Annotated in this window: 10 protein-coding genes and 1 riboswitch; of the genes, 3 read left to right on the top strand and 7 right to left on the bottom strand. The window is 71.2% G+C overall.

Annotation, left to right across the window (positions count from 1 at the left end; translation table 11 throughout):
* Window positions 1-99: 99 nt before the first annotated feature.
* Window positions 100-2,796, top strand: a complete 2,697-nt coding sequence (locus tag MKK55_RS16105) for an ABC transporter ATP-binding protein (protein WP_243936307.1) — start codon at window positions 100-102, stop codon at window positions 2,794-2,796.
* 42 nt (window positions 2,797-2,838) lie between these two features.
* Window positions 2,839-3,540: a hypothetical protein gene (locus MKK55_RS16100; RefSeq protein WP_243936305.1), complete on the top strand. Its 702-nt coding sequence runs from the start codon at window positions 2,839-2,841 to the stop codon at window positions 3,538-3,540.
* A gap of 103 nt (window positions 3,541-3,643) precedes the next feature.
* Here MKK55_RS16100 and MKK55_RS16095 read toward each other — a convergent pair whose 3' ends face one another.
* On the bottom strand, window positions 3,644-3,901 hold the full coding sequence (locus MKK55_RS16095; RefSeq protein ID WP_147729370.1) for a hypothetical protein: 258 nt from the start codon (window positions 3,899-3,901) through the stop codon (window positions 3,644-3,646).
* 224 nt (window positions 3,902-4,125) lie between these two features.
* Here MKK55_RS16095 and MKK55_RS16090 point away from each other — a divergent pair, with 224 nt between their 5' ends.
* Window positions 4,126-5,511 (top strand): FAD-binding oxidoreductase, encoded by a 1,386-nt coding sequence (locus tag MKK55_RS16090; protein ID WP_243936303.1) that lies wholly within the window; start codon window positions 4,126-4,128, stop codon window positions 5,509-5,511.
* A 6-nt stretch (window positions 5,512-5,517) separates the two neighbouring features.
* On the opposite strand, the gene MKK55_RS16085 is transcribed toward MKK55_RS16090, so the two are convergent.
* The 6 genes from MKK55_RS16085 to MKK55_RS29225 form a co-directional block, all read right to left on the bottom strand.
* Window positions 5,518-6,447, bottom strand: coding sequence for a 3-keto-5-aminohexanoate cleavage protein (locus MKK55_RS16085; RefSeq protein ID WP_243936302.1), 930 nt, complete (start codon window positions 6,445-6,447; stop codon window positions 5,518-5,520).
* Between the two features lie 144 nt (window positions 6,448-6,591).
* Window positions 6,592-8,082 (bottom strand): PepSY domain-containing protein, encoded by a 1,491-nt coding sequence (locus tag MKK55_RS16080; protein ID WP_243936299.1) that lies wholly within the window; start codon window positions 8,080-8,082, stop codon window positions 6,592-6,594.
* A 1-nt stretch (window position 8,083) separates the two neighbouring features.
* Window positions 8,084-10,297: a TonB-dependent receptor gene (locus tag MKK55_RS16075; RefSeq protein WP_243936297.1), complete on the bottom strand. Its 2,214-nt coding sequence runs from the start codon at window positions 10,295-10,297 to the stop codon at window positions 8,084-8,086.
* A 293-nt stretch (window positions 10,298-10,590) separates the two neighbouring features.
* Window positions 10,591-10,799: riboswitch (cobalamin riboswitch) on the bottom strand.
* Between the two features lie 84 nt (window positions 10,800-10,883).
* Window positions 10,884-12,119 carry an App1 family protein gene (locus MKK55_RS16070; RefSeq protein WP_243936295.1) on the bottom strand — a complete coding sequence of 412 codons (1,236 nt, stop codon included), beginning with the start codon at window positions 12,117-12,119 and terminating at the stop codon, window positions 10,884-10,886.
* A gap of 61 nt (window positions 12,120-12,180) precedes the next feature.
* The gene (locus MKK55_RS16065; protein ID WP_313898914.1) at window positions 12,181-13,167 is read right to left on the bottom strand and encodes a site-specific tyrosine recombinase XerD; all 987 of its coding nucleotides are present in this window, start codon (window positions 13,165-13,167) and stop codon (window positions 12,181-12,183) included.
* Window positions 13,164-13,316, bottom strand: coding sequence for a histidine kinase (locus MKK55_RS29225; protein ID WP_147730042.1), 153 nt, complete (start codon window positions 13,314-13,316; stop codon window positions 13,164-13,166). Before MKK55_RS29225 ends, MKK55_RS16065 begins: the two co-directional genes overlap by 4 nt.
* Window positions 13,317-13,559 lie beyond the last annotated feature (243 nt).

The following is a 13,559-nucleotide window of genomic DNA, read 5'->3' as shown; positions in this document are numbered from 1 at the left end:
GCACGCTCGGGCTTCGCCTTTTCGTTGCACGATGACATGCGTGTGACGCGCGGGCTCGCGAGAGGGTATGGGAGCCGGAACGGGGGCCGGGGACGGGCGATGCGGGATCTGGAGCCGACGCTGTTCGGCTATATCTGGCGACATTCGAAGCGCGACCAGTTCGCGATCTGCGCCGTCGTGCTCGCATCGCTGCCGTTCTACTTCGCCTCGCTCGACCTGCCGAAGCGAATCGTCAACGACGCCATCTCCGGCAAGGCGTTCAAGGGCGGGCGCGAGACCGTCGACTTCCTCGATCTCATCATCCACTGGCCCGGCTGGCTCGGCGGCGAGCAGGAGGTGCTGTTCTCCGGCTTCGAGGTCGACCGCACCGGGCTGCTGTTCGGGCTCTCCGGGCTGTTCCTGACCCTCGTGCTGATCAACGGCGCGTTCAAGTTCTGGATCAACCTCAGCAAGGGCGTGCTCGGCGAGCGCATGCTGCGGCGCCTGCGCTTCGAGCTGTTCTCGCTGATGCTCCGCTTCACCCCGGACACGACGCGCGAGGTGAAGTCGTCGGAGACGGCGACCATCATCCGCGACGAGGTCGAGCCGATCGGCGCCTTCATCGGCGACGCGATCGTGGTGCCGTGCTTCCTCGGCACGCAGGCGGCGACCGCGCTGATCTTCATCCTGATGCAGAACCTGTGGCTCGGGCTCGTCGCCGGCTCGATCGTCCTCGTGCAGATCGTGGTGATCCCGCGCCTGCGCCGCGAGATCATCCGCTTGAGCCGGAAGCGCCAGATCGCGTCGCGGAGCTTCGCCGGCCGGGTCGGCGAGGTGCTGGACGGGCTCGAGGCGGTCACCGTCAACGACACCGGGCGTTGGGAGCGTGCCGAGATCGGCGGGCGGCTGTTCAGCCTCTACGACCTGCGCCTGCGGATCTACCGGCGCAAGTTCCTGGTGAAGTACCTGAACAACCTGCTCGCGCAGGTGACGCCCTTCCTCTTCTACGCGATCGGCGGTCTGTTCGCGCTGCGCGGCGAGCTCGACATCGGCCAGCTCGTTGCCGTGCTGGCCGCCTATCGCGACCTGCCGCCGCCGCTCAAGGAGCTGATCGACTGGGACCAGCAGCGCCTCGACGTCGAGGTGAAGTACGAGACCGTCGCCGCCCACTTCGCGCCGCACCGGCTGCGGCCGTCCGAGCCGGAGGGCCAGGGCTTGGTCCGGCCCCTCGGCGGCCCGCTCGAGCTGGACGGCGTCAGCCTCAAGGATCCCCTCGGCGGCCCGGCGCTCGAGCTCGGGGCCGTCAGCCTGCCGATGCCGGTGCAGGCCGCGATCCTCGCCCCCGCGGGCGGCCTCGGCCACGTGGTCGCGCGGCTCGTCGCCGGGCTGCAGGCGCCGCAGGGCGGAACGGTGCGGATCGGCGGCGCGGACGTCGCCACGCTGCCGCAGGCCCGCCGGGCCCGCGCGCTCGCCTATGCCGGCCCGGAGCCGGTTCTGTTTCCCGGCACGATCCGCGACAACCTCGCCTACGGCCTGCGCCGGCGCCCGGTGATCCGCGACGACGCCGGCAGCCCGGAGCGTGCGCGGCGCCGGCGCGCGGAGGCGCGGCGGACCGGAAACCCGGTCGAGGATGCGAGCGATCCCTGGATCGACTACGCCGCCCTGGGCCTGGCGGACGCCGCCGCCCTCGACGCGCGGATGCTCGACCTGCTGCAGCGCCTCGGGATGGGCGACGACCTCTACCGCTTCGGCCTCAGCGCCTACAGCCTGGTGCACCACGAGTCCGAGCCCGGGCGCCGGGTCGTCGCCGCGCGCCGGCACCTGCAGCAGCACTTCGCGGCCGCGGGCATGGCCGACCTCGTGATCCCGTTCGATCCGCGCCGCTACAACGAGCAGGCGACGATCGCGGAGAACCTCCTGTTCGGCGTGCCGACCGTTCCGGAACTGACCGGGCGCAACCTCGCGTCCGAACCGCGCTTCCGCGCTGCGCTCGACAAGCTGTTCCTGCTCGACGACCTCGCCCGGATGGGCGTGGCGATCGCCCGGAACCTGGTCGACATCTTCCGCGACGTGCCACCGGGCCATCCGCTGTTCCGCAGGTTTTCGCTGATCGCGCCGGACGAGCTGCCGGTCTTCGAGCAGCGGCTCTCGGCCCTCGGTGCCGACGAGGCGCCGCCGGCGGCCGACAACGAGGCGTTCCTCGCCCTCGCCCTGGCCTACGTCGAGCCGCGCCAGCGGCTCGGCCTCCTCGATGCGCCTTATCGGGCGCGGCTGGTGGCGGCGCGCTACACGGTCCGCGAGGCGCTTCGACGGGAGGACGGCACCGAGGACGTCGAGCCCTACGATCCCGAGCGAATCAACCGGCACAGCTCGATCCTCGATGCGCTGCTCTTCGGGCGGATCAACACCGCGCGGATGCACGGCGAAGCCGAGATCCAACGCCAGGTCCGCCTCGTCGTGCAGGAGTTCGACCTGGAACGCCGCATCCGCCTGCGCGGGCTGGATTTCCCCGTCGGCAACCGCGGCCGCCTGCTCACCCCGCGCCAGCAGGCGCTCGTCGACCTCGCCCGCGCGATCCTGCGGCGGCCGGAGATCCTGGTGGTCGACGGAACGATCCCGCATCTCGACGGCGGCGCATCGGCCCTGATCGCGGCCGTCACCAGCGGCGGGCCGCAGATCAGCCTCGTCGCGGTCGCGGCGACGGAAGCCGAGGCGGCGCCGTTCCCGGTTCGTCTGCGCTTCGACACGACCGGTTCGGTCCGCGTCGAGACCGCGCCGGAGCCGGAGGTCTCGGTGCCGACCGCGCGTTCGGCCTGAGGCGGCGCGTGAAACGCCGGCTTTCTGCCTGGAATTTCCGTGTTGGAAACCGATTCTGCACTGTCGTCTCGACAAAATGCCGAAGAAGCGTCATGGAATACGGTACGCGTCCGCGCGTTCCTGTCCAAATCCAAGAGAATCATACGCCGCATGTTGCGCAGCCGTGTGCGACGGTCCTTTACCGTCGAGGTCAAGTCGAAGAACCGCCACTCCCTGTCCTGGCCGAATGATCCTACCCCGGCGCCCCTGAACTGGGCCGCGCTCGATCCGGCGCCCGAGACGCCGTCGCCGTTCGATACGGTCTGGCCCGACCAGGCCGCCGCCCCCGCGCCGCCGGTGCCGGCGGAGAAGCCTCGGCGAATCCTGCAGAGCCTGATGGTGGCGGAGCCCGAGCCCGAGGTGGCCGAACCCGTGATCGAGCGCGAGCTTCGGCTTCCGCGCGTGAAGCGGGTGAAGCCTCCGCAGATGCGGTCCGAAAGCCCGCGCTCCGAAGCCGGCCGTTCGGATCAGGCACGATCCGAAATGGTGCGCCCCGATGCGATCTGGTCGTTCGCCGACATCGCGGACGCGTCCTCGGAGCCGGCCGTCGCTGCCCCGGCGATCCCGGCTCCGCCGGTGACCGCCGTCGCTCCGGTCGCCGCAGCGCCTGTCGTGATGCGCAGGCCGACGAAGTCGCGATCGACCGAACCCGCCCTCGCGCCGGGCCAGCGCTGGAAGCGGCGCCTGCCGCGCTCCTGCCGCTAGCCGACGTTCGTGCGAGCCGGGCGCCGGCTCGCCCCCTGCGACGGCACCCGTCGCACGAACGTCCTGTGATCCGGGGATCCTGGTCGCAGCCAGGCGCGGGGCGTCAGGCCGCCCGGCGCACGGCGTAGCGATAGCGGCGCCCCTCCGCGTCGAGCAGCTCGCTGTCGGAGGTCTCGCGCCAGACCACGTCGTCCTCGGGCCGCGCCGCATCGGTCAGCTCGGTGCCGCGCACGATGCTGAGCGCGATGCCGAAACCGTAATTGGTCGCCGTCGCCTCGGTGATGGCCGAGCCGATGTCGGCCTCGTCCGGCAGGCAGGCGAACAGGACGCCGTCGGCGATGGCGAGCGTGTAGGTTCCCATGGCGCGCTCCGCGGTTTTCGAAGCGCCGGACCGTATGAGCTCTTTCCGGCCGTGGAAGGGCGAGGGGTGGGATGCTGCAATGCGGCGGGCGGCGGTTGCCCGCGGGAGCCGCATCGATCCCCCGAACGCAGGTGCGGAATGTCACGCCGCCGGCTTCGGCCGCGCACGCGATCGTGTAGACCGTCGTCGCCCGACCCCATGATCGCCGAACGCCGCGCACGCCCATGACGGACCCGCTTCTCGACCGGCTCACCGACATCCTCGGACCCGACGGCCTCGTCGTCGGCGACGAGCTCGCGAGCCGACCCGCGAGCTGGACCCGTGCCGACGAGCCTTGCGCCGCGGCCGCGCTCGTCCGCCCCCGCAGCACCGAGCACGTCTCGGCGGTGCTCGCCGCCTGCCACGCGGCGGGGCGCGCCGTCGTCCCGCGCGGCGGCGCCACCGGCCTCGTCGACGGCATCCTCTGCGCGCCCGGCGACATCGCCCTGTCGCTCGAGCGCATGACCGGGATCGAGGCGCTCGATCCCTCGGCGATGACGATGGTGGTCCGCACCGGCACCACGCTCGAGGCGGTGCAGGCGGCAGCGGAAGTGGCGGACCTGTTCTTTCCCCTCGATCTCGGAGCCCGCGGCTCGGCGACGATCGGCGGCACGATCAGCACCAATGCCGGCGGCCTGCGGGTGCTGCGCTACGGGATGATGCGCGAGATGGTGCTCGGCCTCGAAGCGGTGCTCGCCGACGGCACGATCGTCTCGTCGATGCGGCCGCTGATCAAGAACAACACCGGGCTCGACTTGAAGCAGCTCTTCGTCGGCACGGAGGGGACGCTCGGCGTCGTCACCCGCGCGGTGCTGCGCCTGCGCCCGGCGCCGGCCGGCTACGCCACCGCGCTCGTCGCCTGCGCCGACGTGAACGCCGCCGCCGCCATTCTCGCCCGCGCGCAGCGGGCGTTCCAGGGCCGGGTGTCGTCCTTCGAGGGCATGTGGCCCGACTTCTACCGGACGATGACCGCGCCCGGCCGCTTCACCCCGCCGCTCCCCCGGGAGCACCCGTACTACGCGCTGATCGAGGTCGAGTGCGTGCCCGAGGAGGAACCGCGCTTCTTGAGCCTGCTCGAGACCCTGATGGCCGAGGCGGTCGTGCACGATGCCGTGGTCTCGGCGTCCGAGGAGCGGCGCCGCGCACTGTGGCGCATCCGCGACCGCGTCGAGATCCTGGTCGAGGCCGGGCTCGCCCGCCCGTTCGACGTCAGCGTCCCGCTTTCGGCCATGGCCGGCTACGTCGCCGAGGCGCGCGCGCGGATCGCCGCGATCCACCCGGACGCGGCCAGCGTCGCCTACGGGCATGTCGGCGACAACAACATCCACTGGAACACCGCGCGCCTGCCGGACCCCGCCCTCGAAGCAGAGGTCGAGGCGGCGATTTACGAGCCGCTCGCCGCGCTTCAAGGCTCGGTCTCGGCCGAGCACGGCATCGGGCTGGAGAAGCGCGGCAAGCTCGGGCTCTCGCGCTCGACCGCCGAGATCGCGACGATGCGCGCGGTCAAGCGCGCGCTCGACCCGAGGAACATCCTCAATCCCGGCAAGATTCTCGCGAACCCCGCCGGGTGACGGGCCTCAGAACCCGACGCGGTCGCCGCCCTTCAGCGACAGCATCTCGCGGGCATCATCCGGCGTCGCGACCTCGAGCCCCAGCCCTTCGATGATCCGGCGGACCTGGGCGACCTGCTCGGCGTTCGACTGCGCGAGCCGGCCCGGGCCTGCCCAGAGGCTGTCCTCGAGCCCGACGCGGACGTTGCCGCCCATCGCCGCCGCCATCGCCGCGATGTTCATCTGATTGCGTCCGGCGCCCAGCACCGACCAGCGGTACTGGTCACCGAACAGCCGATCGGCGGTACGCTTCATGTGCATCACGTCGTCCGGGTGCGAGCCGATGCCGCCCTGCAACCCGAACACGGTCTGGATGAACAGCGGCGCCTTCACCAGGCCGCGGTCGAAGAAGTATTTGAGATTATAGAGGTGGGCGGTGTCGTAGCACTCGAACTCGAATCGTGTGTCGTTGCCGGCGCAGGTGGTGAGGATGTGCTCGATCTGCCCGAACGAGTTGCGGAAGATGATGTCCTTGTTGGCCAGATACGTCCGCTCCCATTCGTGCTCGAGATCCTTGAAGCGGTCGAGCATCCCGAACAGGCCGAAGTTCATCGAGCCGAGGTTGAGCGAGGCGATCTCCGGCTTGAAGGTCGCGGCCGGGCGCACGCGCTCCTGGATGGTCATCGTCGGCGCGCCGCCGGTGGTGATGTTCACCACGCAGCTCGAGCGCTGCTTGATGACGGGCAGGAAATTGGCGAAGGCCTCCGGCGTCTGGTCGGGCTCGCCGGTTTGCGGGTTGCGGGCGTGCAGGTGGACGATGGCCGCGCCCGCCTCCGCCGCGCCGATTGCGGCGTCGGCGATCTCCTCCGGCGTCACCGGCAGGTAGGGCGACATGCTCGGCGTATGGATCGCGCCGGTTACGGCGCAGGTGATGATGACTTTTCGCGCGCGCGCCATGGCAGCGTCCGTCCCTGTCTGTTCGCGAACCGCTCCGGGCCCTTCGCTGCGATGGTAGCGCTGCCGCCCCGTGCGGGCCAAGCCTCGCTGAGCAAGCCTCGCTGAGCAAGCCTCGCCGAGCCGAGCGAGGGGATCGGCCCGCACTCAAGCCGGGCGCGATCCGGCCGCCGGCCGTCTCAGCCGGCGCCAGCCCATCGCCACGCCCGAGCCCGCGATCACCGATCCGGCCGCGAGCAGCAGCAGCATGACCCCGTCCCAGGCGGGCCGGTGGCGCAGGAGGATGCGGAGATCGAGGGTGTGCAGCAGGTCGAAGCCCCAGCGCTCGACGCGGCCCGACCGGTCGAGCCGGTTCAGGATCTCGCCGGTCTCGAGATCGATGTGGAACCACGTCGCCGCCGGGTCGTCGAACACCACCCGGAGCACCGGCAGGCGCCGGGCGCGGTGGTGCGACGTCCAGTAGAAGTCCTCGTGCTCGAGCCGAGAGGTCGTCATCGATCGAGCCTCCGGGACCAGGCGGCGCGCGGCGGCGTCCAGCCGGTCGGGCGCGACCGGCGCCGTTCCGCAGCAGGCGATCTCCCGTCCGTCGCGGCAGGCGATCACCGCGAGAGGCGCACCGCCGAGCCAGGTGAACCGCACCTCCGCCGCGTCCGTGCAGGCGCGCTGGCGGATCGCGGCGCGGTCGAGCCCGGTGCGGGCGCCGGGTGCGTCGGCGTAGCGTTCGAGCATCGCCTGCGACGGGCTGGAGGAGGAGAACCAGCGGTTCGGGTTCATCGAGAGCCAGCCGCTGACGATGAAGCTCAACAGCGCGAGCCCGCCGATCAGGCCGCCGAGATGATGCCAGCGCGCGAGGCCGCGATAGGGCGTCACCGCGCCGGAGCGATAGCGTCGGGCGATCCGCATCCGCAGGAGCCCGAGCACGAACCCGGTGACGGCCCCGACCATCGCGATCCCCGAGACCCACACGATCACCCTGCGCCACAGCGCGGCCTGCGCCCGCAGCGGCGCGACGTAGAGCCAGTGCGGGACGGCGCCGAACCAGTTCCAGAATCGCTCGTGCGCCGTGGTGTCGAGCACCACGGCACCGGTCAGCTGCGAGACGTAGAGCTCGGTGCCGTCCGCATCGCCGAGCGCGATGCGGTGGAGCGGGCGCACCGCATCGTAGCGCTGGTGCACCGTCCACAGATCGTAGGCGAGCGTGTCGCGGTAGGCCGGGCGCAGGCTGCGCGGATCGTGGCCGGCGATGGCGAGGGCCTCGTCCGGTGACGCGGGGCCGATCGCCCGGCCGTCGACCGCGGAGACGGCGCGGCGGGACCCGTCCCAACGCGCGACCCGGTAGACTGGCTCGGCCCCCCGCATCGACAGGCTCAGCGCCCGGGGAAAGCCAGGCTCGTTGGCCAATGCCGCGTCCGGCGAGACCCGCACCGCGTCCCAGGCGATCGCGGGCAGCCCGGCCCGGCGCTCGGGCTCGGTCAGCGACGGGTAGGCGACGTACATCATCACCACGCCGCTCACGAACCACGTCGCGAAGAACAGCCCCGTGACGATGCCGAGCCAGCGATGGCCGAGATGCAGCCACCGCTTCCCCGTCTTGCCGAGCTTAGCGAGCTTGGCGAGCGTGCGCGCCGCGGAGGCCATCTCAGAACGCCGTCGTGAAGGCGACCTCGAACGAGCGCGGTCGCCCGAGGAGCCAGTTTGTGCCGACCCCGTCCACCGCGTTTCCGCTGATCGCGTAGACCTTGTCGAACAGGTTGAAGACGCGGAAGGACAGGCGCGAGGCCGGCGTGACCTGATGGTCGAGGCCGAGGTTGACCAGCCCGTAGGCCGGGCGTCGCGCGGTGTTGCCGAAATCGCTGAACACCTCGCCGACGTACTGGAACCCGACCCGTGCTTCCCAGGTCGGCGCGAAGGCGTAATTGAGCCAGAGGTTGGCGACCCGCTCGGGCACGTCGATCGGCCGGTTGCCGGCGTACGAAATCGTCGCGCCGTTCACGGCCAGGTCGAAGGAATCGTACTGTGCGTGCAGCAGGGCGAGGTTCGCGTCGACCCGCCAGAGCGGCGTGACCTGCAGCGAGAGCGCCGCCTCGACCCCGTAGGAGGATTGCCGGCCGACCTGCGTCGAGACGTTCGGCTGGCCCGGCACCGCCGAGATCAGGTTGTCCTTGACGATGCGGTAGCCGGCGAGCGTCCACTCGCCTCGGCCGTCCCAGAACACGCCCTTGGCGCCGAGCTCGACCTGCTCGCCGGTGGAGAGCTTGAAGCCGGCCAGCGATTGCGACAGCGTGATCAGGCTGTTCACCGGGTCCGTGGCGGTGGCGACCTGCGCATAGAGCGCGGTGTCCGGCGTCGGGTTGAACACCAGCCCGAAGCGGTAGCCGAGGCCCTGGAAGGACTTCTCGAACTGCGCGTTGCTCATCAGGTTCTCGCGCTGCAGGGTCGAGGCATCGAACCGGACGCCGGACAGGAACGAGAGCTGGTCGGTGAGGATCAGCCGGTCCTCGGCGAAGACCGAGGCTTGGTCGGTGCTTGTCGCGTAGGCCGGGCTGGCGCGGCCGTTCAGCGGGAACGAGCCCGGGTCGTAATCCGTCAGCGGGACGCTGATGACGAGGCCCGATCCGACGGTCGAGAAGTTGTTGATGTGCCGGAAGTCGATGTGGTTCACGTCGAAGCCGGCCAGGAACTCGTTGCGGAAGCCGCACAGCGTGCCCTTGAACGCGGCGTCGAACCGGTTCCCCAGCTGTTCCTGCTGGTGGTAGATTTCGGTGTAGTCGCTCCGGTCGACCAATCGCGTCGATCGGTTGAAGCTGTAGGTCTCGACGTCGAGCCAGTGGCGCCTGCTCTGCAGCCGGTAGGCGGTGTTGCGCACCGTGATGTCGGCGGTGGGCGTCCATTCCGTCTTGAGCTGGGTCCAGTTGTCCGCCCAGGTGATCTTGGCGTCGCGGACGTTGTAGTTCTTGAACCGGATGAAATCCGGGATGCGCCCGTGGACCAGCGGCGTGCCCCAGTAGCGCGCCGGCTCCTGATAGCCGAGGTCGTGGCTCAGGGTGAAGGCGAGGTCGGGCGTGGCCTGGAGCAGGATCGCGCCCGAGACCGCGAGGTTGCGGAAGTCGCCGTCCGGGCTGATCCAGCCGCCGGCGCGGTTGCCGCTGACGTTGAGGCGATAGGCCACCGCGTCGCCGATCGGGCCGCCGGAATCGAGGGCGAGCCGCGCGATCCCGTCCGATCCGACGCCGGCCCGCACCACGTTGATGGGCGTGAAGGTCGGCTTCTTCGTCACCACGTTGATGACGCCGCCGATCGCCCCGTCGCCGTAGAGCACGGAGGCCGGCCCGCGCAGCACCTCGATGCGCTCGACGTTCCAGGTGTCGAACGGGAAGGTCACCGTGTTGGCGCCGACGAACAGCCGCGTGCCGTCGTAGAGCTGCTGGATCGAGTTCGGCCCCGAGAATCCGCGGCTGGTGAAGGCGCCGTTGCCGTTGCCCGGCGAGGCGATGGTGGTGATGCCGGTGGCGTTCTGCGTCACGGCGTCCGCGATCGTGTCCTGGCCGCGCAGCCGCGCGGTCTCGCCGGAGATGACGTCGACGCTGCCGGGGGTCTCCAGCGGCGTGAGGCCGAGGCGGCTCGCGCCGCGGTCGGGCGTGCGCAGGTTGAGGCCGACGGGCGCGGCGCGGCTCAAGCCGACGCCGTCGCCCGCGACCGTGAGGGTGTCGAGCACGACGCTCGCCGATTCGCCGGCGATCGGCTGGGCGCCGGCCTCTCGCGGCGGAGCGAAGATGACGAGCGCCGTGCCGGCGAGGAGCGGGCAGCGCATCGCGCGCCCGAGGGAACGAGCGGTTTGCAGAAGAACGAGCATGGATCGGATTCGGCTCTATCGGCGCGACGCGACGGCCTGCCCGACCCTCGACCTACATCGAATGTAACAATGTTACAATTAGGCGATCGACCGAACGCGGCTCGGCCGCCGGCGCACGGATGCCGGGCGGCTTCCTGTGCGTCGTTCGGCGCGGGTCTCGCGGTAGGCAAGGGCATGGGAGGGACGTGCGGACGCGTGTGGTGGCACGTCACCGCGAACGAGGCCGCCCCGCATGCGCCGCGCGGGCCCATGCGTCTCGACACCCGTCGAGGCACCCCGCCCGACGCGTTTCGCGTGTGACCACGACTGACGGCAGGTCTCCTGGCTCGCGGGTCGCTGCCCCTCATCGTCTTCCCAGGCGCCGTGACCCAGTGACGTGTTGATGGAGGCTCGCCGCTTACAGTTGCGGGGGCAGCCGCGGCATCGGAAAGGCTCCTCGGAGCCTCGTCCTCACCGCGTTCCCTTTTGATCCCCGAGGGGAACCGTCCCCGCCAAGTGGCTTCCGCGGTCCCGAAGAGTCAACGGCCGGAATCACGCTTCTGTGAAGTGTGACCCGGCGGCGACAGCGACGGCACGCTTGGTGGCGTTAGGTCGAGACATGCGATCCGTCCTGCGCCGACGCCTCGACGACGACGCTCGGCGGCAAGGTTCCTCCGGCGCCGCCGAGGACGGAGCCGAGGTCGCCCGGCAGGGCGGTCTCCGCGGTCAGCTCCGCCGGCTCGCCGCCGGCCGCGTGCTCGTCCGCCACCAGGGCGACCGCGCCCGGTGCGATCAGGCCGAGGCCCGCTGCGTGCCGGGCGATGGCGGTGCTGTCGGCGGCAATGACGAGGTGGCTCCCGGCGGCCGCGACGACCTGCGCCAGCGCCTCGATCTCGCGGATGCGGTCGGCGTCCCGCGACACGTTGCGGATGTAGACCGCCTTCACCCGGCCCGGATGGTCGGCGACGATCCGGCCGTAGACCTCCGGATCGTGCTGCCCGCTGTCGCCGATCAGCACGAAGGGCAGGTCGCGATACAGCGACAGCATGTGGACGATCAGGGCGCGCTTGTGATCCTCCGCCCGGCGGGGGAGGGGGTGCTTCCACGACAGGCCCCATTCGCGCAGGAACAGGATCGGGCCCACCGGGATGCCGTGGATCGTGAAGAACTCCGACAGCATCTCGTACAGGCCCCACGGCGCGCGCGAGACGTAGAGCATCGGGTTGGCCTCGATGCCGTCTGGGCCGACGTAGAGGGCCCGGTAGAGCGCGGCGACGCCGGGAAAGGCGACGCGGTTCTCGGCATCCTCCACGAACAGCCGCCACAGCATCTTGGCCTTGTTGGCGACGCCCGTGCGCATCACCGTGTCGTCGATGTCGCTGACGACGACGCAGCCGGTGGCGCCCGGCGGCACGAACACCTGCCCCCGCGCCCGCACCGGCGGCTCCGCCTCGAGCGTGAGGTCAACGTCGTGCCAGCCATGGTCGCCCGCGGGCAACGCCTCCGGGCTGAGATGGACGCGGAAGTAGCCGTCGCGGTCGGTCACGACCCGCGCCTGCGCGCCGCCGAAGCGGGCGGTGACGGCGGCGTCCTTCAGCGCCCGCCGCGCGATCCGCCGGGCGATGTCCCGCAGCTGCGCGCGCAGGCTCTCGTCGCCCGGTGCCGTATCGGGATGGGACTGGCGGAAGATGCGGCCGATCAGGAAGATCTCGTCGGCGGAGCCGTAGCCGCGATAGGGCTCGATGACGATGCCGCCGCGCCCCTGCGCCCGGCGGACCGGGCGGGCGACGAGCTTCAGCGCCCGGACCGCGCCCTTCCTCCAACGCCGCAAACGCACTCCCATCGCCGATCGCCCGCTTCCGTCGCCTGAGCCGGTCAACGCCGCACGCGGCGGATCGGAGCCCTCACGGCTGCACCTCCGGTGCGCCGTCGGGGCCGGAGGGCTCGTCCATCAGCGGATGCAGGTCGCGGACCATGCTCTTCAGGCGGTCGTCGAGGACGTGCGTGTAGATCTGCGTCGTCGAGATGTCGGCGTGGCCGAGCAGCTCCTGCACGATCCGCAGGTCGGCGCCGTTGTGCAGCAGGTGGCTGGCGAAGGCGTGGCGCAGTACGTGCGGGCTGACCTTGTCGGCGCGCAGGCCCGCGGCCTCCGCCGCCGCCTTCAGGTCGCGGGCGAAGGCCTGCCGGGTGAGATGGCCGCTCTCGCTGTCGGCGGGAAACAGCCACGGCGCGTCGCTCGGCGAGGCGGCGAGGTGCCGGCGCATCGCGTCGCGCGCCAGCTCGGTGAGCGGCACGAGCCGTTCGCGGCCGCCCTTTCCCCGCACCACGAGGTAGCGCTCGCGGGTCGAGGCGGCCGAGCGCGGAAGCGCGATCAGCTCGGAGACGCGCAGGCCCGTGGCGTAGAGCAGCTCGAGCAGGCACAGCATCCGCTGCGCCCGCCGCGCCTGGCCCGGCGCCTCGGCCTCGACCGCCGCATCGATCTGTGCGCGCGCCGTCGCGAGCAGCCGGTCGACTTCGGCGACCGACAGCACCTTCGGCAGCGCGCGGCCGCGGCGCGGGCCGGTGAGCGGCGCGCTCGGATCGGATTCGGCCAGCCCTTCCGCGTAGAGGAACTTGTGGAAGCCGCGGATGCAGGAGAGCCGCCGGGCGGCGGAGGCCGGCTTCAGGCCACGCGGCTCGAGGGAGGCGACGTAGGCGCGGAGGTCCGCCGCCTCGATCTCGGCGAGGTCGAGGCCCTCGTCGGCGAGGTGACCGAAGTAGTCGTCGAGATCGCGCCGGTAGGCTTCGAGGGTGTTCTTCGCCGCCCCGCGCTCGGCGGCCAGCATGTCGAGGTAGGCCGCGATCTCGGGCGGCGTCCGCCGCTCGGCCTCGGGCGGACGCTCCTCCCTCACCGGCCGCCCGGCTGGAGCTTCGAGGCGGGGATGGTCACGCTCATTTCCCGCGGCGTCGGCGTCACGAAGGTCGCGAGCGCGAACATGCCGGCGAAGACGAGGCCGGCCAGGATCGCGAGGGTGGCGAAGAAACGGAATAGGGTCGGCACAGCGGTCGAACCTCGGGGCACGCGGACGCGATGGAGCAGGGCGCAGCGGGGACTTAAGTTTTGCGCCGCGGCGACCCGGGTTGCACCATGCCGCCGCCGCGCTGGCAAGGCCCGGAAGGCCACATCCTGCGCCCGTCTCGCCGCGACGATGGGCCGGCGCATCGGGCCGGCTCCACGCCGTCTCCGGGCCTTTTCCGAGATTTCAGGGGGCGGCGGCCGCGGGCCCGACCGCATGGGTGATAA

It is taken from the genome of Methylobacterium sp. J-059 (assembly GCF_022829485.1).
Taxonomy (GTDB): domain Bacteria; phylum Pseudomonadota; class Alphaproteobacteria; order Rhizobiales; family Beijerinckiaceae; genus Methylobacterium.
The sequence above is the reverse complement of the archived record's forward strand: the minus strand, read 5'-3'. Positions and strand labels throughout refer to the sequence as shown.